The 23517-nt window shown below is 52.3% G+C and carries 25 protein-coding genes; 16 read left to right on the forward strand and 9 right to left on the reverse strand.

What is annotated here, in order from left to right:
- Position 1: 1 nt before the first annotated feature.
- From HNQ57_RS02140 to HNQ57_RS02150, 3 genes are all read right to left on the reverse strand, one after another.
- On the reverse strand, positions 2 to 718 hold the full coding sequence (locus HNQ57_RS02140) for an SGNH/GDSL hydrolase family protein (protein WP_184460963.1): 717 nt from the start codon (positions 716 to 718) through the stop codon (positions 2 to 4).
- Between the two features lie 77 nt (positions 719 to 795).
- Positions 796 to 2478, reverse strand: a complete 1683-nt coding sequence (locus HNQ57_RS02145) for a sulfatase (RefSeq protein WP_184460964.1) — start codon at positions 2476 to 2478, stop codon at positions 796 to 798.
- 204 nt (positions 2479 to 2682) lie between these two features.
- On the reverse strand, positions 2683 to 4791 hold the full coding sequence (locus HNQ57_RS02150; RefSeq protein WP_184460965.1) for a tetratricopeptide repeat protein: 2109 nt from the start codon (positions 4789 to 4791) through the stop codon (positions 2683 to 2685).
- Positions 4792 to 4998: 207 nt separating this feature from the next.
- Here HNQ57_RS02150 and HNQ57_RS02155 point away from each other — a divergent pair, with 207 nt between their 5' ends.
- The 4 genes from HNQ57_RS02155 to HNQ57_RS02170 all read left to right on the forward strand — a co-directional run bounded on the left by HNQ57_RS02155 (position 4999) and on the right by HNQ57_RS02170 (position 8490).
- The gene (locus tag HNQ57_RS02155; RefSeq protein WP_184460966.1) at positions 4999 to 6147 is read left to right on the forward strand and encodes a glutathione S-transferase family protein; all 1149 of its coding nucleotides are present in this window, start codon (positions 4999 to 5001) and stop codon (positions 6145 to 6147) included.
- Between the two features lie 90 nt (positions 6148 to 6237).
- A complete protein-coding gene (locus HNQ57_RS02160; RefSeq protein WP_184460967.1) occupies positions 6238 to 6921 on the forward strand; it encodes a glutathione S-transferase family protein in 684 nt (227 codons plus the stop codon).
- Between the two features lie 149 nt (positions 6922 to 7070).
- On the forward strand, positions 7071 to 7661 hold the full coding sequence (locus HNQ57_RS02165; protein WP_184460968.1) for a TetR/AcrR family transcriptional regulator: 591 nt from the start codon (positions 7071 to 7073) through the stop codon (positions 7659 to 7661).
- A gap of 64 nt (positions 7662 to 7725) precedes the next feature.
- On the forward strand, positions 7726 to 8490 hold the full coding sequence (locus tag HNQ57_RS02170) for an SDR family oxidoreductase (protein ID WP_008248817.1): 765 nt from the start codon (positions 7726 to 7728) through the stop codon (positions 8488 to 8490).
- A gap of 42 nt (positions 8491 to 8532) precedes the next feature.
- On the opposite strand, the gene HNQ57_RS02175 is transcribed toward HNQ57_RS02170, so the two are convergent.
- A complete protein-coding gene (locus HNQ57_RS02175) occupies positions 8533 to 9906 on the reverse strand; it encodes a DsbA family protein (RefSeq protein WP_184460969.1) in 1374 nt (457 codons plus the stop codon).
- Positions 9907 to 10106: 200 nt separating this feature from the next.
- Here HNQ57_RS02175 and HNQ57_RS02180 point away from each other — a divergent pair, with 200 nt between their 5' ends.
- The 8 genes from HNQ57_RS02180 to HNQ57_RS02215 all read left to right on the forward strand — a co-directional run bounded on the left by HNQ57_RS02180 (position 10107) and on the right by HNQ57_RS02215 (position 16006).
- Positions 10107 to 11174, forward strand: a complete 1068-nt coding sequence (locus HNQ57_RS02180; protein ID WP_184460970.1) for an MBL fold metallo-hydrolase — start codon at positions 10107 to 10109, stop codon at positions 11172 to 11174.
- A gap of 310 nt (positions 11175 to 11484) precedes the next feature.
- The gene (locus tag HNQ57_RS02185; RefSeq protein ID WP_184460971.1) at positions 11485 to 11670 is read left to right on the forward strand and encodes a PLD nuclease N-terminal domain-containing protein; all 186 of its coding nucleotides are present in this window, start codon (positions 11485 to 11487) and stop codon (positions 11668 to 11670) included.
- A 54-nt stretch (positions 11671 to 11724) separates the two neighbouring features.
- Positions 11725 to 12789, forward strand: a complete 1065-nt coding sequence (locus HNQ57_RS02190) for an AI-2E family transporter (RefSeq protein ID WP_226968271.1) — start codon at positions 11725 to 11727, stop codon at positions 12787 to 12789.
- A complete protein-coding gene (locus HNQ57_RS02195; protein WP_184460973.1) occupies positions 12782 to 13798 on the forward strand; it encodes an amidoligase family protein in 1017 nt (338 codons plus the stop codon). The genes HNQ57_RS02190 and HNQ57_RS02195 overlap by 8 nt, the downstream gene beginning before the upstream one ends.
- Positions 13795 to 14460: a gamma-glutamyl-gamma-aminobutyrate hydrolase family protein gene (locus HNQ57_RS02200; RefSeq protein WP_221301537.1), complete on the forward strand. Its 666-nt coding sequence runs from the start codon at positions 13795 to 13797 to the stop codon at positions 14458 to 14460. Before HNQ57_RS02195 ends, HNQ57_RS02200 begins: the two co-directional genes overlap by 4 nt.
- Positions 14457 to 14882 (forward strand): YqaA family protein, encoded by a 426-nt coding sequence (locus HNQ57_RS02205; RefSeq protein WP_184460975.1) that lies wholly within the window; start codon positions 14457 to 14459, stop codon positions 14880 to 14882. The genes HNQ57_RS02200 and HNQ57_RS02205 overlap by 4 nt, the downstream gene beginning before the upstream one ends.
- Before the next feature lie 49 nt (positions 14883 to 14931).
- On the forward strand, positions 14932 to 15468 hold the full coding sequence (locus tag HNQ57_RS02210) for a YaeQ family protein (protein WP_184460976.1): 537 nt from the start codon (positions 14932 to 14934) through the stop codon (positions 15466 to 15468).
- 109 nt (positions 15469 to 15577) lie between these two features.
- On the forward strand, positions 15578 to 16006 hold the full coding sequence (locus HNQ57_RS02215; protein ID WP_184460977.1) for a DUF1499 domain-containing protein: 429 nt from the start codon (positions 15578 to 15580) through the stop codon (positions 16004 to 16006).
- Here HNQ57_RS02215 and HNQ57_RS02220 read toward each other — a convergent pair.
- Positions 16003 to 17010, reverse strand: coding sequence for an AraC family transcriptional regulator (locus tag HNQ57_RS02220; RefSeq protein WP_184460978.1), 1008 nt, complete (start codon positions 17008 to 17010; stop codon positions 16003 to 16005). The genes HNQ57_RS02215 and HNQ57_RS02220 overlap by 4 nt on opposite strands.
- 166 nt (positions 17011 to 17176) lie before the next feature.
- Between HNQ57_RS02220 and HNQ57_RS02225 the strand changes: the two genes are divergently transcribed.
- Positions 17177 to 18067, forward strand: a complete 891-nt coding sequence (locus tag HNQ57_RS02225; protein WP_184460979.1) for a sterol desaturase family protein — start codon at positions 17177 to 17179, stop codon at positions 18065 to 18067.
- A gap of 20 nt (positions 18068 to 18087) precedes the next feature.
- On the opposite strand, the gene HNQ57_RS02230 is transcribed toward HNQ57_RS02225, so the two are convergent.
- Both HNQ57_RS02230 and HNQ57_RS02235 read right to left on the reverse strand, forming a co-directional pair.
- Positions 18088 to 18444: a VOC family protein gene (locus tag HNQ57_RS02230; protein ID WP_184460980.1), complete on the reverse strand. Its 357-nt coding sequence runs from the start codon at positions 18442 to 18444 to the stop codon at positions 18088 to 18090.
- A 38-nt stretch (positions 18445 to 18482) separates the two neighbouring features.
- Entirely contained in the window at positions 18483 to 18791 is a 309-nt protein-coding gene (locus tag HNQ57_RS02235) for a hypothetical protein (RefSeq protein WP_184460981.1), read from the reverse strand.
- Between the two features lie 157 nt (positions 18792 to 18948).
- Between HNQ57_RS02235 and HNQ57_RS02240 the strand changes: the two genes are divergently transcribed.
- Both HNQ57_RS02240 and HNQ57_RS02245 read left to right on the forward strand, forming a co-directional pair.
- Positions 18949 to 19290, forward strand: coding sequence for a Fis family transcriptional regulator (locus HNQ57_RS02240; RefSeq protein WP_184460982.1), 342 nt, complete (start codon positions 18949 to 18951; stop codon positions 19288 to 19290).
- A gap of 132 nt (positions 19291 to 19422) precedes the next feature.
- Positions 19423 to 19848: an MAPEG family protein gene (locus tag HNQ57_RS02245; protein ID WP_184460983.1), complete on the forward strand. Its 426-nt coding sequence runs from the start codon at positions 19423 to 19425 to the stop codon at positions 19846 to 19848.
- A 107-nt stretch (positions 19849 to 19955) separates the two neighbouring features.
- Here the strand turns inward: HNQ57_RS02245 and HNQ57_RS02250 are convergent, their stop codons facing one another.
- Positions 19956 to 20144, reverse strand: coding sequence for a hypothetical protein (locus HNQ57_RS02250; RefSeq protein WP_008248792.1), 189 nt, complete (start codon positions 20142 to 20144; stop codon positions 19956 to 19958).
- A 158-nt stretch (positions 20145 to 20302) separates the two neighbouring features.
- Positions 20303 to 21910 (reverse strand): class I adenylate-forming enzyme family protein, encoded by a 1608-nt coding sequence (locus tag HNQ57_RS02255; protein ID WP_184460984.1) that lies wholly within the window; start codon positions 21908 to 21910, stop codon positions 20303 to 20305.
- A gap of 224 nt (positions 21911 to 22134) precedes the next feature.
- Here HNQ57_RS02255 and dapE point away from each other — a divergent pair, with 224 nt between their 5' ends.
- A complete protein-coding gene (dapE, locus tag HNQ57_RS02260) occupies positions 22135 to 23271 on the forward strand; it encodes a succinyl-diaminopimelate desuccinylase (RefSeq protein WP_184460985.1) in 1137 nt (378 codons plus the stop codon).
- Positions 23272 to 23517 lie beyond the last annotated feature (246 nt).

The raw sequence follows: 23517 nt of genomic DNA on the forward strand, positions 1-23517 counted from the left end.
CTTAGCCAGTTTGCTCATCCACGCCCCGTTGAATAAGCTCAGCAACACAATCACCCCACACCGTGTAAGCCTCGGCACCTGGATGAAAGCCATCTGCCGCGATCGCGCTAAGATCACCCGAATACGGAATTGGCACGTAAATACACGAACGCTCACTTTCAGCCACAGCGCTCATTAGCACATTGAATTGATTCGCTCGCAAACCCAACCACCACCGCAATGGATTGGGCAGCGCAGGGAACAGATGCATAGGTGGAATGCTGGACAGATAGACCCTACGCACACCGAACTTCTCAGTGAGCAGTTGCACGATTAGCCGCACATTTCCAGCCCAAGCGCTCGCCCGAGTGAGCCCGGTCACATCGTTAACACCAATAGAAACCACCGCGCTATCAAACTCTTCCTGCGGCATTGCATGGAGCCTGTCCAGTAATTGACGAGAGGTGTCACCGGATTGAGCAATAAGCTTCCAGCTCACTGCATTCGTTTTACTCAGTGGTGCGACAAGTCTGCCGGATAGCGCCCGCTGCTGATGATCAACCCCAACACCCGCTGCGGCAGAGTCGCCAACAATGAGTAGACTTAGCCCTTTACCCTGCCCCACTTGCCCATGGCGATGCCCCTCCGGCTCAGGAAGTTTTGGTGTCACTCTTTTAACGTACTTACCTTGAACAAAAAGAACCGGGCCGATCAGGATGAATCCAAGATGATATAGCACTTACTTTCCCAAAAAAGCGAACAGTGAATTGAAATGACGCCGACAATATATCACCGTCGCGGAAATCGGCCCCAATATCAATTCGGCCAATAAACCGTTTCGTCACTTGGCGTCACCGGCTCTGCCAAGGTCTTATCTATCGCCACCGGTATCTCAGCAACATAGGGATAAAGGACTGGGGTTCTACCGGCTTGATGTTCTTGCAGCATCGCGGTGAGCTTAGCCACGACGTCTGGCTGCTGAGCGGCTAAATTAATTTGCTCGGTGGGGTCTACGGACAAGTCGAATAGCCACTGCCTTTTGGGGTTCTCGGATACTTGCAGTTTCCAGTCTTTATGGCGCACAACCTGATAGTAGCCGCTCTGCCAAAACAAGGTGTCTCTTGTCCACTCTGCCGCGGGCGCGCCGCTTGCGTCAACTCCCGTCGCTAACGGCAATAAGTTTTCACCGTCGATGACGCGATCTTCCGGCAACTTAGCTTGGGCGGCAGCGACCAAGGTTGGCAAAAAATCGATATGGGCAGCTGGGGTGTCGACTTTGGTGTCTCGCGGGATGTGTGCTGGCCAGCGCATGAATAAGGGCACGCGAATACCGCCTTCAAACATAGTGAGTTTCCACCCGCGATACGGGGCATTAATATCTGGTATGCCGATGTAACCGGCGCCGCCGTTATCGCTGGAGAACACTACAATGGTGTTGTCAGAAAGGCCTTCTTCATTCAGCGTTGCTAAAATGCGGCCAACACTGCGGTCTACTGCCCGTACCATCGCGGCGTATACCCTTGCCCGGTGAGGCTTAATGTCGCCAACGGCTTCATAGTCTTCACGGGTTGCCTGCAAGGGTGTGTGCGCACCCCAATGAGCGAGGTAGAGAAAGAAGGGACGATTTTTATTGGCCTTGATAATTTTTATCGATTCATCGGTCCAGTAATCGGTAAGGTAGCGCTTAGGTTCAAAGACCGGCCCGCCATCATTAAAAGCGGCAGCGTAGCGCATTTTTGCCCACAGAAATTGGTCGATTGGATCAAAGTCGACTTTGGCATTGACCACATCGGGATGGTCAACCGGCAGATACAAGCCGCTGTGCATTAATAAACTTTGCTCAAAGCCCTGCTCCTCTGGGCTAAAACCTTTGCCTCGACCCAGATGCCATTTACCAATATGAGCGGTGTAGTAACCGCGATCGCGCAGGATTTCGGCAAGGGTAATTTCAGAACTCGGCAGGCCTTGCTCGTCAAAGGATGGGATTTTGTTCGCACCGGCTTTATTGTAAATGCTCGGCGGCAGGCCGTTATCATGGGACGAGGCAATCATGGTTGCCATTGCCCCCATACCGTCTGGTGTCGGCGTAAATTCAAATCCGGTACGTGTTGGGTAGCGGCCGGTTAAGAGCATGGCCCGCGACGGCGCGCAGGTCCCTGCGCCGGAATAGGCCTGGCTAAAGTTAGCGCCACTGGCGGCCAGTTCATCAATATTGGGGGTTTGCACCTGGCCGTTGGCCAGACCGCCGCCATAGGTAGATATGTCGTTAATACCTAGGTCATCGGCCAAAATCACAATGACATTGGGCGGACGATCTTGGCTCGCCGCGTCTGCCTGCGCTGGCCCCTGCTGCCAGTGTATGTCGCGGTTGGGCGCAACCTCATAAGCTCTGGCAGTCTGGAACTTCACCAAGGCCAACATAAGGTCGATTCGGTTCAGCCAAGCGATGCCCAATGCGGCGGGAATCACGATAAAGGAGGCAATTATTATTTTTTTCATTGAGCGATCCTTTTGCCAAATCGAACAGTGCTATGCCACTAAACCTTAGTTTGTACTGGTGACTTAGGACTATCTGTTCCACGCTTGGCGTTAAATTAAAACAGCGACAGCATTATTATGGCACTTATAGTGTCATTTTATTTAAGTACTGTAAACACCCCTAGAAATCCGCCCAGAGGCGAGCGTCTAATTTATCATCCGTCACTATTTGATTAGGGCGTTTCCGGCGTCGCGACCACTGCGCTTTTGCAGGTAAAGCGATAGCAAATCGCTCGTTAAGGGCGAGGCATGGCCTCGACTCGCGACGGTCTTTAACACGGTAATCGCCTCGTCGAGTTGCCCGCGATTTTCCAAAGCAACCGCATAGCCATAGGCGAACTCAGGGCGATGGGGTGCGAGATCAAAAGCCTGCTTTAAACCGGTCAGCGCCCGCGCATACTCTTTTGCCCGAACCCAATACAAGCCAAGTTGATACGCCGCATCCGCAGATTTAACATCTGCCTGCTGAGCCTCTTGCAACCAACTCAATTCCGCATCACTGCCCCTTGTCAGCATGGCCAGTTGCAGATACGGGTACACAAACGCCGCATCCAATTTAATTGCCTGCAGGTAGAGCTCACCGGCTTCCGCCATACGCCCTCGCGCTAATTGGTAGTTGGCAAAATTAGCGGCAATTTGTGGGCTGTCCCGGTGGGTGTTCATCAGCGACTCATACTCCGTAAACAGCGCTGCCAGCTGAGCCGACTGCGCTTGGCTCAGCTGCGCGGGTGCGGTACCGGCCAGCACCGGAGCCAATTCCATTCGCAACATTTTACTGTTGTCTGCCAATAGCGCGGACAGGCGGCGCCAGCGCTCCGCACTTGGCGCTTGCGCAAATGCCCGAACGCCAGCTGCTCTCACCAGCGGTGATGGGCTTTGAAGTTTGCTGAGCAGCACATTTTGCTGGGCATAATCGTAGGGTGACAGCTGCGCCAATAAACTGGCCTCACGTATTGGCGACAAGGTATCAGCAATGCTTTGGTAAAGTGCCATATTAGCCGCCCCGCCGTCCGCCAACGTGGCAAAATCCCGAGTTTTAATCTGCGATGGACTCGCGACTTTGGGTAAGCGCTCCGACAACTTCGCCATTGGCATTTCAGCGTGGCAGCTGCGGCAGGCATCGGGACTGCCCAATGCCTTGCTTAAAGCCGGATCTGGAATCACAAAGCGATGATCCCGACGCGCATCGACGCCCATATATACGGTTGCGGGCATATGGCAGTCAACACAGCCCGCCGAGCCAGTCTGGTGGCGGTGATGGCTGGGCACGGCAAAGGTATCGGCCTTGTGGCATTGCAGGCACACGCCGTCGCCCTCGGCCCGCAGTTTCGCACTGTGGGGCTCGTGGCAATTGCTGCACACTACGCCTGCGGCATGCATACGGCTCTGCAGGAATGAACCTAGCTCAAAGACTTCATCGCGAATTTGGCCGTCTTGGTAATAAAAGGGCTGGTGCGGTAAAACCGGACTAACATGGTCAAAGAGTTCAGCCTTAGGGTGCCAGCTACCAATTTGCTCACTGCGAGTGTGGCATTGGGCGCAGCTTGAAAGCTGCGCGCCCACCGGCGGCGATTCACGACTAGCGATGGCTTGGTCTTGATCCCAAGCCCATTGTCCCCCGTCTTTTAAGCTGGCGGCAAAGCCAGCATTTAGCTTATCGAGCTTAGCGCCAGCCGCCCAAGCGAGGTGTGCTTTTGCGTCGCCATGACAGGCCGCGCAGGAAACATTCACTTCATCAAAGCGCGTTGCGAAACTATCGCTGGCTGGGTCATAGGCCTTTACTAAATTGGTAGAGTGACAGCTCGCACAGGAGGTATTCCAAGTAAAACCGGGGTGGTCCCAGTTAAGATCGGATTCCAGCGCATACCAGCGCTGGCCGCCTTCAAATTGCGGTCGCGTATCCCAGGCAACGGGAATCGCCTGGTAGCGGCCTCTTGGCAAACGCGCAAGATATTGTTGCAGAGGCGTGAAACCAAATACGTAGTCGATAGCATAGGTTTCGGCTGTTGTGCCCTCACCGATACTCACTTGATAGCCGAGTTCGCCAATCGTAAAGCGAAACGCTAAGTCCTTATAGTGGGTAACGGAGCCGTCAAACACCCCCGCAACGGTTTCCTGCGTCGCGGGCAACATGGCCTTGGCGTGGTGGGACTGTTCCCAGAGTGCGACTTCTTTTGCATGGCAAGCCCCACAAGCGCTATCGGCCACGGCCAAGGGCGCGTATAAAATAGCGAAAAGACACAATATTTTTAATCGTAAGCAAGGGGTATTCAACAGACCTTTTCCTCTGTACGCGACAGTCGCTTTGTCGCACTCGAACTTAGCACCACTATAGTCACTGCAGATAGATGCCATAAACGTATTATTAATTCGCTTTTAACGGCGCTGAAGCGGTAGCGGCCATCGCTCCCGCATTATATTGACACAGAATGTGCCAAAATGTTATTTTCCAGCGACGATTATCGCTCACAAGGCGCAAGCATGAGTACACCTTATAAGCTTTACGGCATCCCCGCCTCGCTGTATACCGCGAAAGCGCGTAGCTACTTGCGCAAGCAAAAAATCGACTTTGTGGAGTATGCGGTATCTGATCCGCACTACCAAAAAAACATTATCCCGCAGCTTGGGCGAATGATTATGCCCGTACTTGAAGCGCCAAACGGCGAGATCATTCAAGACAGCGCAGACATTATTCGTTACATCGAAACAGTGGACGCAAGCTTATCGCCAAGCCTGCCTAAAACACCGCTATTACAAGCTGTTGCCCATCTTTTTGAGTTATACGGCGGTGAGGGTTTACTCCGCCCCGCCATGCACTATCGCTGGAGTTTCGACGAGTTAAATTTACACTACCTCCATTCAGAATTCGCTTGCTTGGCCCCACCTGGCACCGACGATGCGAGCTACCAACAGATTTTTGACTTCGGCAGTGGCCTCATGCGCAAGGCCGCGCATTCCTTTGGGGTAAATGAAAATAGCGCGCCGCTTATTGAATCTTCCTACCGGGAGTTTTTAGATCTATTCTCAGCCCATTTGCGGCTACACCCCTATTTACTCGGCGCGAAGCCGACGCTGGGCGACTACGCTTTTATGGGGCCGCTCTACGCTCACTTGTACCGCGACCCTAAGCCCGGCCAATTGATGCGTCAGCATGCACCGCTGGTGGCGCGCTGGGTAGAGCGAATGAATGCCCCCGAGAATAACTGGGCAGACCACTGTGCAGACCAAGCGGAGTTTGAAGTCGACAATGAACTGCCAGAAACCCTCAACGCACTAATGCATTACATCGCGACAGACTTCCTGCCCGAGATATCTGCGCACATTAATTTTGCTAACAACTGGCTTGCCGAAAGGCCAGATCTTAAATCAGGCAGCAATGGCTGCGACAAGCCCAGTCAACGCTTTATAGGCAATGCCGAATTTGCATGGCGGGGCACAAAGCTCAGCACAGCGGTACTGCCATACCGCTTTTATTTATTACAAAATTTGCAGGATCATTTTGACTCGGCGCCGAAGCCAGATAAAGCCCTCATCCAAAACGTTTTCAAAGCCTGCGGCTTAGCTGACTTACTTACACTGCGAGTAGCACGGCGTGTTGAGCGTCACAATCATCTAGAGGTGTGGGGGTAAACCCCTCCACTCAGTTTGCACCGCGAAATAAATACGTAACGCAATTATTTTAGCTAAAAGTAATTTACCCGCAATTTTGGAGTCACAATAATGATCGACCTTTATACCGCCCCCACGCCCAACGGTCACAAAGCCTCCTGCACCTTGGAAGCCCTTGGCTTTGAATACAACACTCACTTTGTGAACATCACCGAGGGCGAACAGAAAAAGCCGGCATTTTTAGCGATTAATCCTAACGGGCGAATTCCCGCCATTGTCGACCGCGACTTGGGCGATTTCCCGATTTTCGAATCTGGTGCCATTATGATTCACCTCGCCGAAAAGGCAGGACGCTTACTGCCAACAGACGCGAAAGGCCGTGCAATGGTCATGCAATGGCTTATGTTTCAAATGGGCGGCGTAGGGCCAATGATGGGCCAAGCGAATGTATTTTTTCGCTATTTCCCTGAAAAAATACCTGCTGCAATTGATCGTTACCAAAATGAAAGTCGCCGCTTATTCGAAGTATTAGACAAGCGCCTGAGCGAAAGCCAGTGGCTAGCCGACGATTACTCGATAGCCGATATCGCCAATTGGTGCTGGGTGCGCACCCACAAATGGTCTGGGGTATCTGTCGACGGCCTCGATCATTTAGGACGCTGGCTAAATACCATGCGCGAGCAGCCCGGCATGCAAAAAGGCATTGAGGTGCCGTTTAGTCTCGATAATTTATTAGAAGACAAAGACGCGCAGAAGAAATTTACCGACAACGCAAATAAGCTCTTACAAAAATAGGGGCGCGGCCAATTAGTGTCGTACCCCAGTCAAATAGACAGTAACAATGTCACTAGTTACAATGCCCTAAATTCAAAGCCAGCGTTGCAATACAGCGTCTCATTGCGCCTATCGCGGCTCCAACAATCATACTCGCTAAGCGATTAATTATGCCTAAAGACGCAACACCAGTAGAAAGTGATGGCCGCCGTCAACGCACCGAGCGCAGCCGCAGCGCCATCATTAATGCCGCCCTCGAATTAATCGAAGAAGGCGTACTCATCGCGACGGCTCAACAAATTACCGACCGTGCCAACGTCGGCATTCGCACCTTTTTTCGCCACTTTGAAGACATGGGCGCCCTCGCTCAAGCGGTTGATGAAAGTATTCGCGGGCAATACGAAGCGGCCATGCTCGACGCCGACCGCAGCGGCACACTTGAGGAGCGCATTCTGCATGCAGTGGAGCGTCACGCCGACGTCTACGAGCAAAACTACAATATAATCTTAGCGACGACTGCCCAGCGCTGGCGCCTTGAAGTATTGCAGCAAAACTACGCCCGCGTGCAAAAAGGCCTGCGCAAAGATCTTGATAATTGGCTACCGGAACTCAAGACCATTGCCTCGTCACAACGCGAAGCCATAGATGCTATTGCCTCTTTTGAAATGTGGCACCGGCTTCGAGAACATCAGGGCCTAAGCGTCAAAACCTGTATAGAGATAATTAACGGCCTGCTGCTAAACCTGACCCAAAGCGCTTAAACACCTCGACTGCAATATTTGGTCGTAAGGTGTAAGCCCTATTCGCAAAACAAGGATCATATATATGAGCACTAATCTGTTTGATTTAACTGGAAAAGTGGCGCTGGTTACCGGCGCAAGCCGTGGCATCGGCGAAGCCATTGCCCGACTTTTGGCCGAGCAAGGGGCCCATGTTATTGTCTCTAGCCGCAAAATTGACGACTGCCACACTGTCGCCAATAGCATTATTGCCGCTGGCCACAGCGCTGAAGCCTTGGCCTGCCACGTTGGTGATATGGAACAAATTGCCGATATTTTTCAAACAATTCGTAAGCAACACGGCAAGCTCGATATCCTAGTGAATAACGCTGCCGCCAACCCCTACTTCGGCGACGTGCTCGATACCGACTTGGCGGCTTACAATAAAACGGTAGACGTAAATATACGCGGCTATTTCTTTATGAGCGTCGAAGGCGGCAAAATCATGCGCGACAACGGCGGTGGCGTCATTATTAACACCGCCTCAGTCAACGCGCTACAGCCTGGTGATATGCAGGGCATTTACTCTATTACCAAGGCCGCCGTGGTCAATATGACCAAGACCTTTGCCAAAGAATGTGCAAAACACAATATCCGCTGCAACGCGATATTGCCTGGTTTAACAAAAACAAAATTCGCCAGCGCACTTTTTACTCACGATAAAATATACGAAGCCGCAATGGAAAAAATCCCCATGCGTCGCCACGCCGAACCACAGGAAATGGCCGGCACCGTGCTGTATTTGGCGTCCAACGCCAGCAGCTATACCACGGGCGAGTGCATTGTTGTCGACGGTGGTCTAACACTTTAAACAAGCAAGGGATTCGCCGCGCTGTGACAAGCGCGGCGAAACTCAGCCAGCCTTAAGCAAACGCTGAATTTCGCGGCTAAATAACCAAAGGCGATCTTGACCCCACAGCGCCAACACTTGATTACCGTTCTTATCTAACAAACGAAAACTCGGCACGCCCCATAAACCAGCGTCGTACATAGCCAGTCGATTTTGTTCGACCATCGCTTCCCAGCGCGTATCCGCCAATTGCTCCTTAGCCACCTGCCAGTCCAATCCCGCCTGCTCAACAACCTCCTGCAAACCACTCAATTTATTAGTATTCACCCCTTCTGCAAACGCCAAACGCAAAAAGCTGGATAACAGAGCATTGCCCTTACCCTGCTCACACGCCCAGGGATAGATTGCATAACAGCGCCGCACTGGGTCTCCAATAGGGTCGTAAATAGGACCGAATGGCACGCCGCTCGCCCGCGCCTCACGACCGCAATCGGTCATAATATAAGCCCCCTTGACCCGCGTTGCCGGAACACCGCGCATGACCATTGGCAATACCGGCCGCACTACAAGCTTAACGCCACAGTCTGCGGCCAGTTTTAGTGCCCGATCAAAGATGATGGCGGTATAAGGGCTACGCAAGGAGGGATAAATTTCAAAGGTTAGCGAGCCATTATCTTTTAGCTCACCGATTTCTACCGCTTTACGTGGTGCTAACGGCGCGGCATTTGGCTGCTTATCGACGCCGAGCGCCGCCAGTCGGGCTTCTAAATGGTAAAGACGGTCAACGCCCCAATACCACTCCTTGCCATAGTAAAACATCGCGCCCGAATAATGACCGAGCACAGCGCGTTGCGCATTACCCTGCTGAATACGCGCCGCGGTGTCACTATGGTTAGCAGCACCCAAACGCTCAGCAAGCGCGGCCAGCGTCGTCTGATCGTGATTCCATAGCGCTGTGCTCACGTCAGCGAGGCAATCAATAAATCCCTGAGCAGTTTGCTTAGCCAGTATCGCCTGTGCTTGATCCACAAGCGCCTTAGGCGGCTGGGTGTTGCCATTGGGGAAATGCAAACCGTAGTGTGGCGCAATCTGAATGGCATCTTGCCGAGCAAGGTCACTCAGCAATTGGGGCTCGGGGGCGTTTGCGTCTTGTGACGCGGATACCAAATGGCAGACCAACGCCACGTCGTAGCGCTTACTGATTGCCGACAATAACTGCGCGCTGAGGTGGCTGTAGCCATCATCAACTTGATGAAAGTACTCCACAATATGTGGAGAGCCAGCGCTAAGACGACGGCGCTCAAATTTAGCGCGCAGTTTAGCTTGGTAGCGCAAACTCGCGAGTCGCGACATAAACAGTGTTGAGGTCAGCCAGCGATATAATCGGCTCGGTTCAGAGCTTGATACGCCGCCTTGATTTTTAAAATTTTCAGACATGGTCGACCTCTTTCGTCCATCGTCACTTTATAGCGCGACAATCATTATTATTTATTCAAAAAGCGATTTTTAATACACCACGTAAATCGGCCATTGACTCTTTTCTTTACAAATGACATGTTACCCGCAAGTATTGACACTCACAATGCCAATATAAGCATTCTAATATTAATAAACGCCAATTGATGCCGGAATAGGTAATGAAAAAATACAATAAATTGATAAGCCTGCTGTTCCTTTGCGTTCTTACTGGCTGCATGCCGTCGGGCCTCAGCAACCTGATTCTCGAAAAAGGCATGACGGCGCGCATGTCGGCCAATACCCTAGCTGAACTCAACGACGGCCTGCACCTTGCGCTTTGCGGCGCCGGCGGACCGATGCCAGCGCCCAATGCGTCTGGCCCCTGCGTACTCGTTATTGCTGGCGAGCGCATGTTTGTTGTTGATGCGGGCACCGATGGCGTTAGAAACATTGCGCGCATGGGCTACCCGATTAACCAGCTTGAAGCGGTTTTCCTCACTCACTTTCACTCCGATCACATCGACGGCTTAGGTGAAATGGGTACGCTGCGCTGGGCGAGCGGCGCAAACGCATCGCCACTGCGCGTTTATGGTCCCGATGGGGTCGACAATGTTGTCGACGGTTTCAACCTCAGCTACGGCCAAGATGCCCTTTACCGCCACGCCCACCACGGCGACGTCGTCGCGCCAATGAGCGGCGCTGGGCTGGTGGCGCAGGGATTTAGCAAACCAGCGCAAGGTGAGCTTACTGTGCTGCTTGCAGATGAAAATTTGACCATTGAAGCCTTGGCCGTTAACCACGCCCCAATTGATCCGGCGGTTGCTTACCGCTTTAGCTATAAAGGACGCACACTGCTGATTAGCGGCGACACGGTAAAATCAGCAAACATTGCAAAATTTGCGAAGAACATCGACCTGCTCCTGCACGAAGCACTGGCGCCCAATTTGGTTACCATGATGAACGAGGTGGCTCATAAGACCGGCAATACCGTTATGGAGCATATAACACATGACATCTTGAATTATCACGCCAGCCCCGTCGAAGCCGCAGAAACTGCGCGAGATGCGAACGTTGGCCACTTAGTGTATTACCATATTGTGCCGCCGCTGGTGATTCCTGGACAAAAAGCGCTTTACCTTAATGGCGCAGAAAAAATATTTAAAAATTACACCATTGGCGAAGACGGCGTAGCCTTCAGTCTGCCTGCAGGCTCCAAAAAAATAATTCAGACGCAACACGGACTATAGGCAGGCACCAAACATAGTCTGCGTCGCTTAGCGGCGACTACATCCCTATAACATAGCGCGGGGAAAATCGGCCTCTCGCTATGGCAAATTTAAGCTAATTTCTTCTGAACGCACATTTTTAACAAAGCTGCTATACCTTGTAGCGACAGTGTGATGACCACTTTTTGCCAATGTGATTTGCCCTACTCGTGGCGGCGTTGATTAAGAATCAGTGAACTCCTAGCGGCAAAGTGGCTCTAAGCTTGCGTTGTCACCATCTGCTATTATTCATCTCTCAGCGACAATTTTTAGGTTTTAAACGGGGAAAAACATGGAACTTCAGATTACGGGTGTACTCGGATTTCTTATTTTTATCGCCGATATTTGGGCCATTCTCAATATTGTGCAAAGTAAGGAAAGCTCCGCCACCAAGTTATTATGGATTGTCTTAATCCTGTTTTTACCTGTGCTCGGCCTAGCTATCTGGTGGTTTGCCGGTCCTCGCGACCCACGCTAACTTCACCAATAAATGCATTAATCAACGCTAGGGAATAAACCTCCCGTGGAAACCATGCCCCAAAAATCGGCTAATTGGCCGCTTAAAATCATTGCTATTCTGGCCATACTCTACACCCTACAGGTGGCCAGAGACGTCATGCTGCCAATTACCTTGGCGCTCATTTTTTCGCTGTTATTAAGCCCCGTCGTAAGTCGCTTACAAGCCTTGCGCCTACCGCGCAGCCTCGCGGCGCTGCTGGTGATGGGCGTTTGCCTAGGCATAGCCGGTGCTGGTGTTTACGCCCTAGCCAAACCCGCAAGCGAGTGGCTACAACGTGTGCCGGAGGCGGTTGAAATTGTTCGTGAGCAGCTGAGCAGCGTCAATGCCGACAGTCCCGACGTTGATGCCGCCACCCGCAGTATCGACTCGCTCGCCGAAGAGCTCAGTACCACCCCCGGCAATCCCGGATTAACCAAGGTGGTGATTAGCGATGCGGGCTGGCGCTCGGAGCTGGGCGAAACCGCGAAGAATTTTGGGGTTTACGGTACGCTGAGTATTATTCTCTTATTCTTCCTACTAACGTCTGGGGAAGCTTTAATGCGGCGTTTTATTCATAGCCTACCCACACAGCGCGACAAAGCCGTGGTCACCCGAATAGCCGAGCGCGCCCAAACTCAGATGTCCCGCTATTTAATGACGATTACCGCCGTCAATGTTTCAGTCGGCTGTATAACGGCACTTGCATTATATGTCTTAGATTTTCCTGACCCCGCGCTATGGGGCGCAGTAGCGGCATTGTTGCGCTACATCCCCTATCTTGGGGTCAGTATGACCTTGATTCTGCTGAGCATAGTAAGCGCGGTGAGCTACCCGACCGCCGCCGCCATGATCGTAGTACCAGTAAGTTATGGGCTGTTTACCGCTGGCATTGGCCAGTTTGTCGACCCCTTCGTACACGGCTTCCGCTTCAGCCTCAATCCGATTGTGGTGTTTCTGTGGATTTTTTTCTGGGGCTGGCTGTGGGGGGCACCTGGCGTATTGCTGGCAGTGCCACTCCTCACGCTGTTCCAAGTGGTTTGCCAGCACACAGAGCGCCTGCTCCCCATCGCCCATATTATAGGAAATACCGATGACTAAGCCCTTAGATGCCTATCGCAAGCAACTTTGGCCACTGCCGATACAATTGCATACCCATACCGGTGATGTGCGCCGACTCGGGGTGGAAATTGAATTTACCGGCATGGAAATAGACGCCATTGTCGACAGCATTATTAATCAATACGGTGGCCGCGCCGAACCTCTCTCTGACTACGAGATCAATGTTGTGGAGACGTCGCTGGGCCAATTTGGTGTTGAGCTAGATTTTTCATACATCAAGCGCATCAGCCGCGAGCGTCATGAATCTGCCGACAGCAACGACCTTGAAGAATTGGCCGAAGCCATTGTGGGCGCTATCGCCAAACAGTTGGTGCCCTTTGAAGTTGTTGCGCCACCCATCGACATGACGGATTTATGGCAGCTAGAAGACCTTTTTCTAACGCTGCGCAATAGCGATGCCCAAGGCACCCACGCCTCGGCCAAAAACGCCTTTGGCCTGCAGCTCAACCCCGAGATGCCAGATTGTGAAGCCGCCACTATTCTCAATTATTTGCGCGCCTTTTTATGTCTGTACGAGTGGCTAAAAATGCGGTGCGATGTCGACTTCAGTCGCCGCTTAACTTCCTATGTTGACCCTTTTGGCAAAGACTATATACGCAAGATTCTCAAACCCAGCTATGAACCCACTATCGAAGAGCTGATTGACGATTACTTGGAGTTTAACCCTACCCGCAACCGCGCCTTAGATATGCTGCCATTGTTCGCCCATATCGACGAGCCACGGCTGCGCGCCAAAGTGGATGACGACCGCGTGAAAGCCCGGCCGACCCTGCACTATCGCCTGCCTAATAGCTTAATTGACGATCCGCAATGGGGTTTAATTCACCCCTACCGCGACTGGCTGCAAGTGGACAATTTGGCCATGGACAAAGCCCGTCTCGAAACGGTGTGTCGGGCTTACCGCAATTATTTAGATAACCCAACCGCCAATTTATTCACCAATTGGTCGCACAGCGTTAGCCAATGGTTAATACCGGAGCTACTGTGAGTCGACCATTAATTGGCGTTACCGGCGACGACACGCGCCTGCCGCTGGCATGGTGGTTTATTCGCTTGGCGCTACAGCGCTGTGGCGCTGAGGCCTACCGCCTCACACCAAGCCACAGCGCCATACCCAAAAGTCTGGACGGTATCATTATCAGTGGCGGCGACGACATTGATCAGCGCCTCTATATGCCAGACGCGCCGGAAATTGCGCCGATTAACCGCGAGCGCGATCGTTTTGAAATGATTGCCTTAGAACTTAGTCTGAGCCGAAATTTGCCAATACTCGGCATCTGTCGCGGCGCGCAATTAATGAACGTGGTGCTCGGTGGCACCCTGCATATCGATTTAGGAGAGATGCGCCGCCTAACCTCAAACAAACGCATGTTGCTACCGCGTAAAACTCTACACGTAGAAACCTATAGCAAGCTTTTCGATATTCTTGGCAAAGAGCAATGCAAAATAAATAGCCTTCACCACCAAGCCATTAAAGATCTTGGCGAGGGCCTGCAGATTGCAGGCCGTGATTCAGATTTTATCGTACAAGCCGTAGAAGACCCCGAACACCGCTGCCGTATCGGTGTCCAGTGGCACCCAGAATACCTGCCTTTTCAAGCGCGGCAATTACATTTATTCCGGCATCTGGTTGCGAGTGCCCGCCTGTGATTTCCTCTTATCTACTCTTGTTTACGGTTGCCTTTGGCGCCGCCACCCTGCTGCCCTTTTACTCTGAGATTTTATTGGTAAGCCAGTTGCGCGAAGGCCTGCACCCCGGCTGGCTATGGCTGGCCGCCACCACCGGCAATACCTTGGGCGCCGGCGTGAATTGGTGGATGGGCGCAAAACTTGTGCAATACGCTGACCGGCGGTGGTTTCCGGCCCGCAAGGCAGACATCCAGCGCGCCCAAAACTGGTTTACCCGCTACGGCCAATGGACCTTACTCATGTCGTGGATGCCCATTGGCGGGGACGCCCTCACCGTGGTTGGCGGTATGATGAAGGTGCCCGCCCCCGCTTTTTTCATCTTGGTTGGCATTGGCAAAGGCGTGCGTTATGCCCTGGTAATTATTGGTTTAGCCGCCTTTTAAGCGCAAATCAGCGTAGAATAAGGCCTCCTGAAATACCGCGAGTTAGCCCATGGCCTTAAATGCCACGCTGTTCAAAACCACCCTCGATGTCAGTGATATTCGTCGGCACTATTATCAAACCCATCAGTTTACGGTGGCACGCCACCCCTCAGAGACCGATGAACGCATGATGCTGCGAATTCTCGCCTTTGCGCTTTATGCCGATGAGTATCTTGAGTTTACCAAGGGCCTGAGCACTGACGACGAACCCGATTTATGGCTTAAGTCGCTTACCGGCGAAATAGACCTGTGGATCGAACTCGGCCTCCCCAGCGAAAAACGCATGCGCAAGGCGCGCGGCATTGCCAAACAAGTTGTACTGTTAATTTACGGCGGTCGCACGGCACAAATGTGGTGGGACGAACACGGCGCGAAAATCAGTCGTTACGGCAATGTTCGGGTCATTGAAGTGAACCCAGAAGACTCCGCTGTGCTCACCGCGATGGCTCAGCGCACCATGAAACTACAGTGCACAATCGACGAAGGCTCGGTGTGGTTTTCTGACGCCACCAGCAATGTTGACGTACAACTGATTAACCGCTGCTAAACAAAAAAGAGGGCGAGAACCCAAGCTCTAAAATGACTGTATTTACGTAGAGACTGGGTCTTCAATCACTTATGCAAGGCTCTTTTAAAGAGCGCACCGGAGAGCGCATATGTTTCGTTTTTTAATAGTCATCGGCGTCAGCGCACTAACTGCCTGTAGCAATGCCCCGATAAAAAGCAAGGCCAGCACGCAATTCGCTCCCTGCCCCAGCGCCCCCCACTGCGTATCCAGCTTAGAAACCGGCAGTAAACACATTGCCGCCATTTCGATTAATTCAGCTCAGGAGTGGCAGCGGCTGCAAGCAACGCTATTAGCCATGCCCCGCACCGAGGCCGTCGAGCGCCAAGCCCAATACCTCCACGCGGTGAGTCACAGTGCAATTATGCGCTACAAAGATGACATTGAATTGCGCTATAGCCCAAATGAAAATCGCGTCGATGTACGCAGCGCATCACGCATTGGCTACTACGATTTTGAGGTTAATCGCACACGCATCGAAGCACTGCGCGAGCAGTTTAATGCCGGGCACGCACCTTAAGTCGAGATCTGCTGCTGATAACGCCGCGGAGACAAACCGGTTTCCCGCTTAAATGCGCGATTAAATGCGCTTTGTTCTGAATAGCCTAACAATAGTGCTATTTCACTTAAGGTGAGCCGCTTATCCCGCAGATACTCCTGCGCTAACTGAGTGCGGGTTTGCGCCAAGATCACCTTAAAGCTCAAACCCTGCTCGCTAAGGCGTCGAAACAAGGTGCGCTCCGACATATTCAGGGTCGCTGCGACCTGCGCAGAATTGGCGCGACCACTTTGCATGGCCCGCAGCAGCGCTTTGCGCAGGCCTTGAATAAACCCTTCGCTATCGGGCAGCACGGCGAGCGCCGCTTGCGCCTGACGTTCTAATAGTAATTTCAAGCCGGGGTCGCTATTGCTTACCGGCAAATCTAAATACGCCGTGGGAAATTCCAATGCCGTACAGCTTTGCGCAAAGCCCACCGGCGCGCCAAAAACGTCGATATAGGCTTGGCAATCGTCGGGCTGCGCAAAGGTAAAATTCACCGCCAGAGGGCGCAGGTCGGGGCGGCCAGTCATTAACCGCAAAAAGCGCAGTAATCCGCCGACGAGTACCTCGTCCGACAAGCGGGTAGACGGCCCGTAATTTGCGCTCCAACTCAAGATCATGCGTTCACCCTGCAATTCAATGCTGGCCTTGTCGCCGTCGTGCAGCAGGCCTTGATAGCGCTGAAACTCCAGTAGCGCCTCGGCTACCGTATCGCTGGCGAGGGTCAAATACCCCAACATGCCCAAATGGGCGGGCTGCACGCGCTGGCCTAAGTCCAAGCCGATATGGCGACGGGGAAAACGCTGTTGCAGGCGGTCTAATAAAGCCCACCACTGACCAAAGCTAATCCGACTACTGGGGCTAAAGCTTTGCAGCTGGGCATATAATTCGCAGTGAATATCACCTTCGCTGCGTATAAAATCGCGAAGCAAACCGGCCAAATCGCCGCTGACCTGCAATTCTGCTAGTTGTAATGCCGCCACCCGTCGCACTCCCAGTATTTGCTCTGAATAGCCCACATCATCGGCATAATGGCAGGAAATGTCAAAAAGGTGTCTGGCTTAGTCAATTTATTTCCGTCAAGACCGCCTATTCTTAACACTCCAGCGATCATGTACTCTGCTGTTTGCTTATTAACGAGGCTTTCTCATGCAAGACGTTCTCCACGCCCTGTTTTTTGTCACGGCCTTTGGGGCACTCTTTCTCGCGATTATTGGCGCGGAATACCTCTATGTGCGTAAAACCGGCCAAACCGGGGTTTACCACCCCCGCGAGACGCTGGCCAATTTGACCGCGGGCCTGTCCTATAAGGTGGTCGACGGTATTGCCATTGCGCTGTTCATTCAGGCTTTTTACCTAAGCGTTTCCGAGTGGGGCTTGCAGTGGCAGCCCGAGGCGTCGGTACTGAGTATTGCGGCGCTCATTGTGTTTATCGATTTTTGCTTTTATGTAAATCACGTCATGATGCACAAGGTGCGCTGGTTTTGGAGCGGCCATATAACCCACCATTCCTCAGAGCACATGAACTTTTCGACCGCACTGCGCCAAAACTTTACCTTTGCCCTGTCGGGCACCTGGGTATTGTGGTGGCTGCCCGCCGCCTTAGTCGGCTTTGATAAGGACTGGGTGCTATTGGCGATTGAAGGTAACTTACTCTATCAGTTCTTTTTGCACACCGAGCAAGTGGGTCGATTGGGCTTTGTCGAAAAAATCATGAACACCCCGTCCCATCACCGCGTTCACCACGGCAGTAACCCCGAGCAGATCGATCGCAACTTCGGTGGCATTTTTATCTTCTGGGATAAAATATTCAACACCTTCCGCGACGAGGCCGATGCCGGAGTAATCAAATACGGTGTTACGCACATGCCAGCTAAGCCCTACAACCCTTGGTATTTACAAACTCACGGCTGGGTGGAATTGGCGCAGGATGTGTGGCGTTATAAAGATTTACGGATTTTGTACAAGCACCCTGAATGGGTCGACGAAGTCTATGCGAAAAAGGCAGTCAAAACCGAGTGGGTGGGCGAAAAGGCCTGAACACCTCAGGCCATCGTAAGCTAGGCTGGCTCGGACCACACCGCAAATTCATTGCCACTGGGTTCAGCAAAATGAAAACGGCGACCGCCGGGAAAGTCGTAAATTTCTTTTAGAATAATCCCACCAGCCCGCACCACCTCGTTGCGGGTTTCTTCTAGGGTCGCGCTGTAAAATACCAGCAAAGCACTGCCGTTTTCCGCTTTGGCACATAGAGGCGCGCGGTAAAAGCCACCATCTAAGCCCTCACCGGCAAACGCGGTATAATCTGCACCGTAGTCGGTAAAAGACCAGCCAAAGGCTTTGCTAAAAAAGGCCTTGGTGGCCTCGATATCCGTCGCCGCTAGTTCGACATAATTGAGTTTGCCGTGAGTATTCATATACCACCTCGTTTAATCGGCTGCGTGTGCCTAGGCGCTTAGTGCAATATTTCGATAATTTCTAAGGTTGCCGCGAGCAAGCGCAGGCGCCGATCTTCGATTTCAACGGTGACATAGCCGTAATTATCGATTGGCTCGATTATATGGCCATGACTGTATATATCGCGATCCAAATGGTGACCCACCGCTAACTTCTTCTGCCAACCTGGCGGCAGCGATCGGCCCTCCGCGACTTTTTTCTGTAAGCCCGGTGGCAATGACTTACCCTCTTGTTTGGCCATGGCTGGCGTTGTCGCCAGCAACAAACCAGACGCCATAATAATGCCTAACATCGCTTTTATTTTCATGATGAGCCAACCTCATTAAACGTCGAAAAAATCGCTATCACAGCTCAGACCACCAATAGTGAACTAAGTGCTATTACGGTCTGCACTTGGAATTTTAGCTCGCCACCGGCATTTCCCCTATACTGGGCGGCCATCCTCGCCAAGATTAACCTGTACTATGCGCAAAAAAGACAAGAAAGCTGAAAACGACATCATTGAGGTATTAACCCAAGCCTGTGATGAAGCCTTAAGCACCTTTGCCGATTTCCGCTGGCTCAGCCACGAACTGGACTACAGTAACATCCAGCAAAGCTTGACCGTGCGCTGTGTGTTTGATGCCGATGCGGACCTGAAGACGCTAAGCAGCAGCCCCGAGGGCTTAGCCTTGAAACAGTTGATTCGCGACAAACTTCGCAGCGTCGGCTATTTGCCCGGCAATAATATGAATTGGATCGAGTTTGAACTTGCCAGCCCCAAAGGCAAGCGCAAGGGCACGGCTAGCGAGCGCAAGGTTCACTAAGCAAGCCGTGACGGGCTTAGTATATTTATACCACTTCTCAAGCTGTCGTTGCCGCGATATTGTTATTGACCTGTAACTCAGGCGACAATACCGCTTACCTAAACTCGTGTCTTTAATAAAAAGGAAATCACTATGTTTGAACCCTCGGCAATTCTCGCGCCCATTATGGTTTTGGTCATGTGGAGCTTTGTCATGATGATTTGGATGGCGGTGACCCGCCTGCCCGCAATCCCGAAGCTTAAATTGGGTCGCGATGCTGGCCAGCGCACCAGTGATTTGGGCAAACAAATGCCACCCCATATTCAGTGGAAGGCCGACAACTACAACCACCTAATGGAACAGCCGACCATTTTCTATGCAACCGCTATCGTCTTGGCGCTGCTTGGCGCCGGAGAAGGTTTTAACCTAATACTGGCATGGTTTTATGTTGGCGGTCGTATTGCGCACAGTCTTGTTCATGCAACAAGCAACGTAGTTATGGTGCGCTTCAGCCTGTTTTTCTTAACGTCACTCGCGCTAATCATTATGGCGACCAGAGCTTGCCTGCTCATCTTTTAAGGCACTACAACTAGGTCTTGAAGCACAGAGGCAGCAAAAGGCGCTGGCTAAGCCCACCTATCGGCAGGGCTTAACAGCGCTTTCTTATTATTCAATCCTACTTAACCTTATACCGCTTCGGTAATTAATGCGTTACTGATGCGAACCGCGCGATGGGGCTGAAACTGTGGCCCGTTTAGCTGCTCTATTTTCCCACCGCCGTTTAAAAACTCATCGACCTGCCGAGAGATCTCCGCTCTCAAGCTTTGCTGATATTGATTAGAATGGGTGCCGTGTTGCTTTATATAACGATCCATACCTTAACCCCTTAACAATTAAGCCTACAAGCCACCTGCTCAGCGGCAAAGAGAATGCTATAGGGAAGAAATGACATTTTAGGGATGGTTTTATGACAGCTTTAAAAAAATAAAGGCCGCAATGCGACCTTTATTTTCAGAATGGCGTAAATCTAAGACTACACCGCAGGCATGTCGTCAGCCATTTCCCGCAAGAGGTTTTTAGCCACTTTATCTAAGGTTGCACGGGGAAATTCATCAACAATATACACGGCGCGCGGCACTTTAAAGTCGGCCAAATTCGCCTTGCAGTGGTCGATAATGGTTTGCGCGAACACCGCGTTATCCTCTGGCGCCCCCCAACCTTTAATAACAAACGCCACCGGCACCATGTCTAACATGTCGTGGGCTTTCGCAACAACCGCAACTTCGCCAATACCACCACCAGGCACTTGCATACATACTTCTTCGACCTGACGCGCAGAGACATTTTCGCCCCCCACTTTTAAAGCGTCTTTATCGCGATCGCTGAAATAGAAGTTACCCTCGTCGCCGACATGCACCATATCGCCGGTTTTAAACCAGCCGTTAGGTGTAAACGCTTTGGCCATGGCCTCGGGGTTTTTATAGTATTCCAAAAACAAGTTCACTCCCCGTGTACCCTGCACCCACAGCTCGCCAATTTCGCCCTTTTTACAGGTCGCGCCAGTCTCTGGATTCACAACCGCAAGGTGATAGCCCGGTGTCGGCTTACCAATAGAACCCTGCGGCCAATCACTGACAAAATCAGAGCGCGTTGCGTGGGTAACGGTTTCGGTCATACCCCAGCTGGCAAATGACTTGGCCTTAAGCCACCCTTCAATGTCTTTCCAGATAATGCCCATTGGCATGACCTTTAAGCTGTGCTGCTCCGGCACTGCCTCCATACCAATCGCCTTAAAGACAAAAGGAATCATCGAACAGTGAGATACTTGGTATTTCTCAATCACTGCCCAAAACCGGCTGGCAGAAAACTTGGGCATCAACACTGCCGTGCCGCCCACCCCGAGCGAACCCCAAAATGCCCAGCTTTGGCAGTTAACATGGAAGAACGGTAAAAAGCCGAGGTAGACGCTGTCGCCATTCATTCCCATGCTGCTGGAACCCATGGTTCCCGACCACAGCGCATTGGCGTGGGTGTGCACCACCGCCTTAGGTAGCGAGGTCGTTCCCGACGTAAACATAATGCCGGCAGGTAACATCGGTTCTGCAGAACGCGCCGGCAGGCTTGCCGCATCGCCATACAGACTGGCAAATTTATCACCGCCACTAGGCGCGTCCGCCGTCTCGCCGGAATTATCGTCGGTAACCACAATCCACTTCAGTGCTTTGGCGTGGGCCTTTATTTCTTCATAAAACTTGGGCTGCGTAATTGCGCCCACCGCTTCGGTGTGGCCTGCAAAGTAGGCGATTTCGCCACCCACCGAGCGGGTATTGGTGGTCACACCAACAGCCCCGATTTTGGCACAGGCATACCATGCCAAAACCATTTCCGGGCAATTCTCCGCGTGAATCATGATTTTGTCATGCTTGCGTACGCCTTTAGCATACAAGCCCGCCGCAATCCGGCTCGTCTCTGCATCAAAGGCGCTATAGGTCCAGCGCTTGTCCTCGCCGGAGCGCGGTTCCCAAATCATAAATGGATGATCCGGCTTAACTCGCGCCCAGTGACGTAGCCGCTGGGGAATATCCTGATCGGCAAAGTCAAATTCGGCGGCGCCAACCGCAATATCCAAATCCATGCTCATAAGCCTTCCTCTGTTATTTGTGTGCACTGACTAAACTGCAGCCGCGTGGCGTAAGCGCGACCAGATAAGCCATCTTAACCAAGCCGGAAAATGGGCTCTATGACATTTCCACTCAATTCCCCCGCCAGTGAGTGATTCGGTCAGTCAGCAAAGTTCTGTTAGAATACGCCACTTACATCTGCGCCCGCCGCAACACCTATTTACGCCACAGAAGTCGACACCCTATGACAGCGCTCTCCCCCACCCTGCAACTGGCCTGCGAACTCATTGAACGCCCCTCAGTAACGCCCGCCGACGCCGACTGCCAAACCATTATGATGGCGCGCCTGAGCGCGATTGGCTTTGAGTGCCAATCGCTGCGCTTCGGCGATGTTGACAATTTTTGGGCGGTGCACGGCAGTAGCGGGCCAATATTCTGTTTTGCAGGTCATACCGACGTGGTGCCCACCGGCCCAGCGGCAAATTGGCAAACTCAACCCTTTGAAGCCGTTATTCAAGATGGCATGCTGCGGGGCCGTGGCGCCGCCGACATGAAGGGCAGTCTCGCGGCGATGATTACCGCCTGTGAAAACTTTGTTGCCGCCCACCCAGACCACAGCGGCCGCATCGCCTTTTTAATCACCAGCGACGAAGAAGGCCCCGCGATCAACGGCACCGTAAAAGTGGTTGAGTGGCTAGAACAGCAAAATGAAAAAATCACCTGGTGCTTGGTGGGTGAGCCCTCCTCAACCGACCACGTTGGCGATGTCATTAAAAACGGTCGTCGCGGCTCATTAGGCGCAGTCATGACGGTAAAAGGTATTCAAGGCCATGTCGCCTACCCGCATTTGGCGAATAACCCCATTCACCAAGCTGCGCCTGCACTGGCCGCCTTGGCCGCTGAGCAGTGGGACGAGGGCAATGACTTCTTCCCCGCCACCTCCTTTCAAATTTCCAATATCAATGGCGGCACCGGCGCCACCAATGTGATTCCCGGCGAGCTGGAAGTGGTTTTTAACTTCCGCTTTTCCACCGAACTCACCGCTGAGATATTAAAAGACCGCACCCACGCCATACTCGACAGCCACGGGGTGGATTACCACATTGACTGGAATTTGAGCGGCCAACCCTTCCTCACCTCAGAAGGTCCTCTGGTGGAAGCGGCGCAACACGCCATCAAAGCAGTGACGGGCAAAGACACCATTTTATCGACCGCTGGCGGCACCTCTGATGGACGTTTTATCGCCCCCACTGGCGCGCAGGTAGTCGAACTCGGCCCCGTAAATGCCACCATCCATAAAGTGGATGAATGCGTTAAGGCCGAAGACTTAGATAAATTGTCATTGATGTATGAGGGAATGATGCGGGAATTGCTGGCTTAAAATTTAATCGGCTCTGCAGCTCCCAAGGGCATTCGCTCACATGGATACCTGCCTGCGCAGGTATGACTTCATAGCAACAGCTAGGGCTTCGTAGCAACAGCTATAACATCGTAGTCAGGTATGACTTCGTAATAGCTAGGTGCGGCCCTGTATGAGGTAGCGGCAGGCATGAAGCAGTAACAAGTGTGATTGCGTAGTAGGCATTAAATTTAATGTCGCTCCTGCGTAGGCAGGAGCCCACCCCGT

This window comes from Zhongshania antarctica (assembly GCF_014202945.1).
Classification (GTDB): domain Bacteria; phylum Pseudomonadota; class Gammaproteobacteria; order Pseudomonadales; family Spongiibacteraceae; genus Spongiibacter; species Spongiibacter antarcticus.

What these genes read in the sequence shown, in the direction of transcription:
- HNQ57_RS02180 (WP_184460970.1), top strand. Translation starts at nt 10,107, where the DNA reads ATGAAAAAATACAATAAATTGATAAGCCTGCTGTTCCTTTGCGTTCTT.
- HNQ57_RS02165 (WP_184460968.1), top strand. Translation starts at nt 7,071, where the DNA reads ATGCCTAAAGACGCAACACCAGTAGAAAGTGATGGCCGCCGTCAACGC.
- HNQ57_RS02155 (WP_184460966.1), top strand. Translation starts at nt 4,999, where the DNA reads ATGAGTACACCTTATAAGCTTTACGGCATCCCCGCCTCGCTGTATACC.
- HNQ57_RS02245 (WP_184460983.1), top strand. Translation starts at nt 19,423, where the DNA reads ATGTTTGAACCCTCGGCAATTCTCGCGCCCATTATGGTTTTGGTCATG.
- HNQ57_RS02255 (WP_184460984.1), bottom strand. Translation starts at nt 21,910, where the DNA reads ATGAGCATGGATTTGGATATTGCGGTTGGCGCCGCCGAATTTGACTTT.
- dapE (WP_184460985.1), top strand. Translation starts at nt 22,135, where the DNA reads ATGACAGCGCTCTCCCCCACCCTGCAACTGGCCTGCGAACTCATTGAA.
- HNQ57_RS02145 (WP_184460964.1), bottom strand. Translation starts at nt 2,478, where the DNA reads ATGAAAAAAATAATAATTGCCTCCTTTATCGTGATTCCCGCCGCATTG.
- HNQ57_RS02225 (WP_184460979.1), top strand. Translation starts at nt 17,177, where the DNA reads ATGCAAGACGTTCTCCACGCCCTGTTTTTTGTCACGGCCTTTGGGGCA.
- HNQ57_RS02240 (WP_184460982.1), top strand. Translation starts at nt 18,949, where the DNA reads ATGCGCAAAAAAGACAAGAAAGCTGAAAACGACATCATTGAGGTATTA.
- HNQ57_RS02185 (WP_184460971.1), top strand. Translation starts at nt 11,485, where the DNA reads ATGGAACTTCAGATTACGGGTGTACTCGGATTTCTTATTTTTATCGCC.
- HNQ57_RS02195 (WP_184460973.1), top strand. Translation starts at nt 12,782, where the DNA reads ATGACTAAGCCCTTAGATGCCTATCGCAAGCAACTTTGGCCACTGCCG.
- HNQ57_RS02250 (WP_008248792.1), bottom strand. Translation starts at nt 20,144, where the DNA reads ATGGATCGTTATATAAAGCAACACGGCACCCATTCTAATCAATATCAG.
- HNQ57_RS02170 (WP_008248817.1), top strand. Translation starts at nt 7,726, where the DNA reads ATGAGCACTAATCTGTTTGATTTAACTGGAAAAGTGGCGCTGGTTACC.
- HNQ57_RS02175 (WP_184460969.1), bottom strand. Translation starts at nt 9,906, where the DNA reads ATGTCTGAAAATTTTAAAAATCAAGGCGGCGTATCAAGCTCTGAACCG.
- HNQ57_RS02230 (WP_184460980.1), bottom strand. Translation starts at nt 18,444, where the DNA reads ATGAATACTCACGGCAAACTCAATTATGTCGAACTAGCGGCGACGGAT.
- HNQ57_RS02215 (WP_184460977.1), top strand. Translation starts at nt 15,578, where the DNA reads ATGTTTCGTTTTTTAATAGTCATCGGCGTCAGCGCACTAACTGCCTGT.
- HNQ57_RS02210 (WP_184460976.1), top strand. Translation starts at nt 14,932, where the DNA reads ATGGCCTTAAATGCCACGCTGTTCAAAACCACCCTCGATGTCAGTGAT.
- HNQ57_RS02190 (WP_226968271.1), top strand. Translation starts at nt 11,725, where the DNA reads ATGCCCCAAAAATCGGCTAATTGGCCGCTTAAAATCATTGCTATTCTG.
- HNQ57_RS02160 (WP_184460967.1), top strand. Translation starts at nt 6,238, where the DNA reads ATGATCGACCTTTATACCGCCCCCACGCCCAACGGTCACAAAGCCTCC.
- HNQ57_RS02235 (WP_184460981.1), bottom strand. Translation starts at nt 18,791, where the DNA reads ATGAAAATAAAAGCGATGTTAGGCATTATTATGGCGTCTGGTTTGTTG.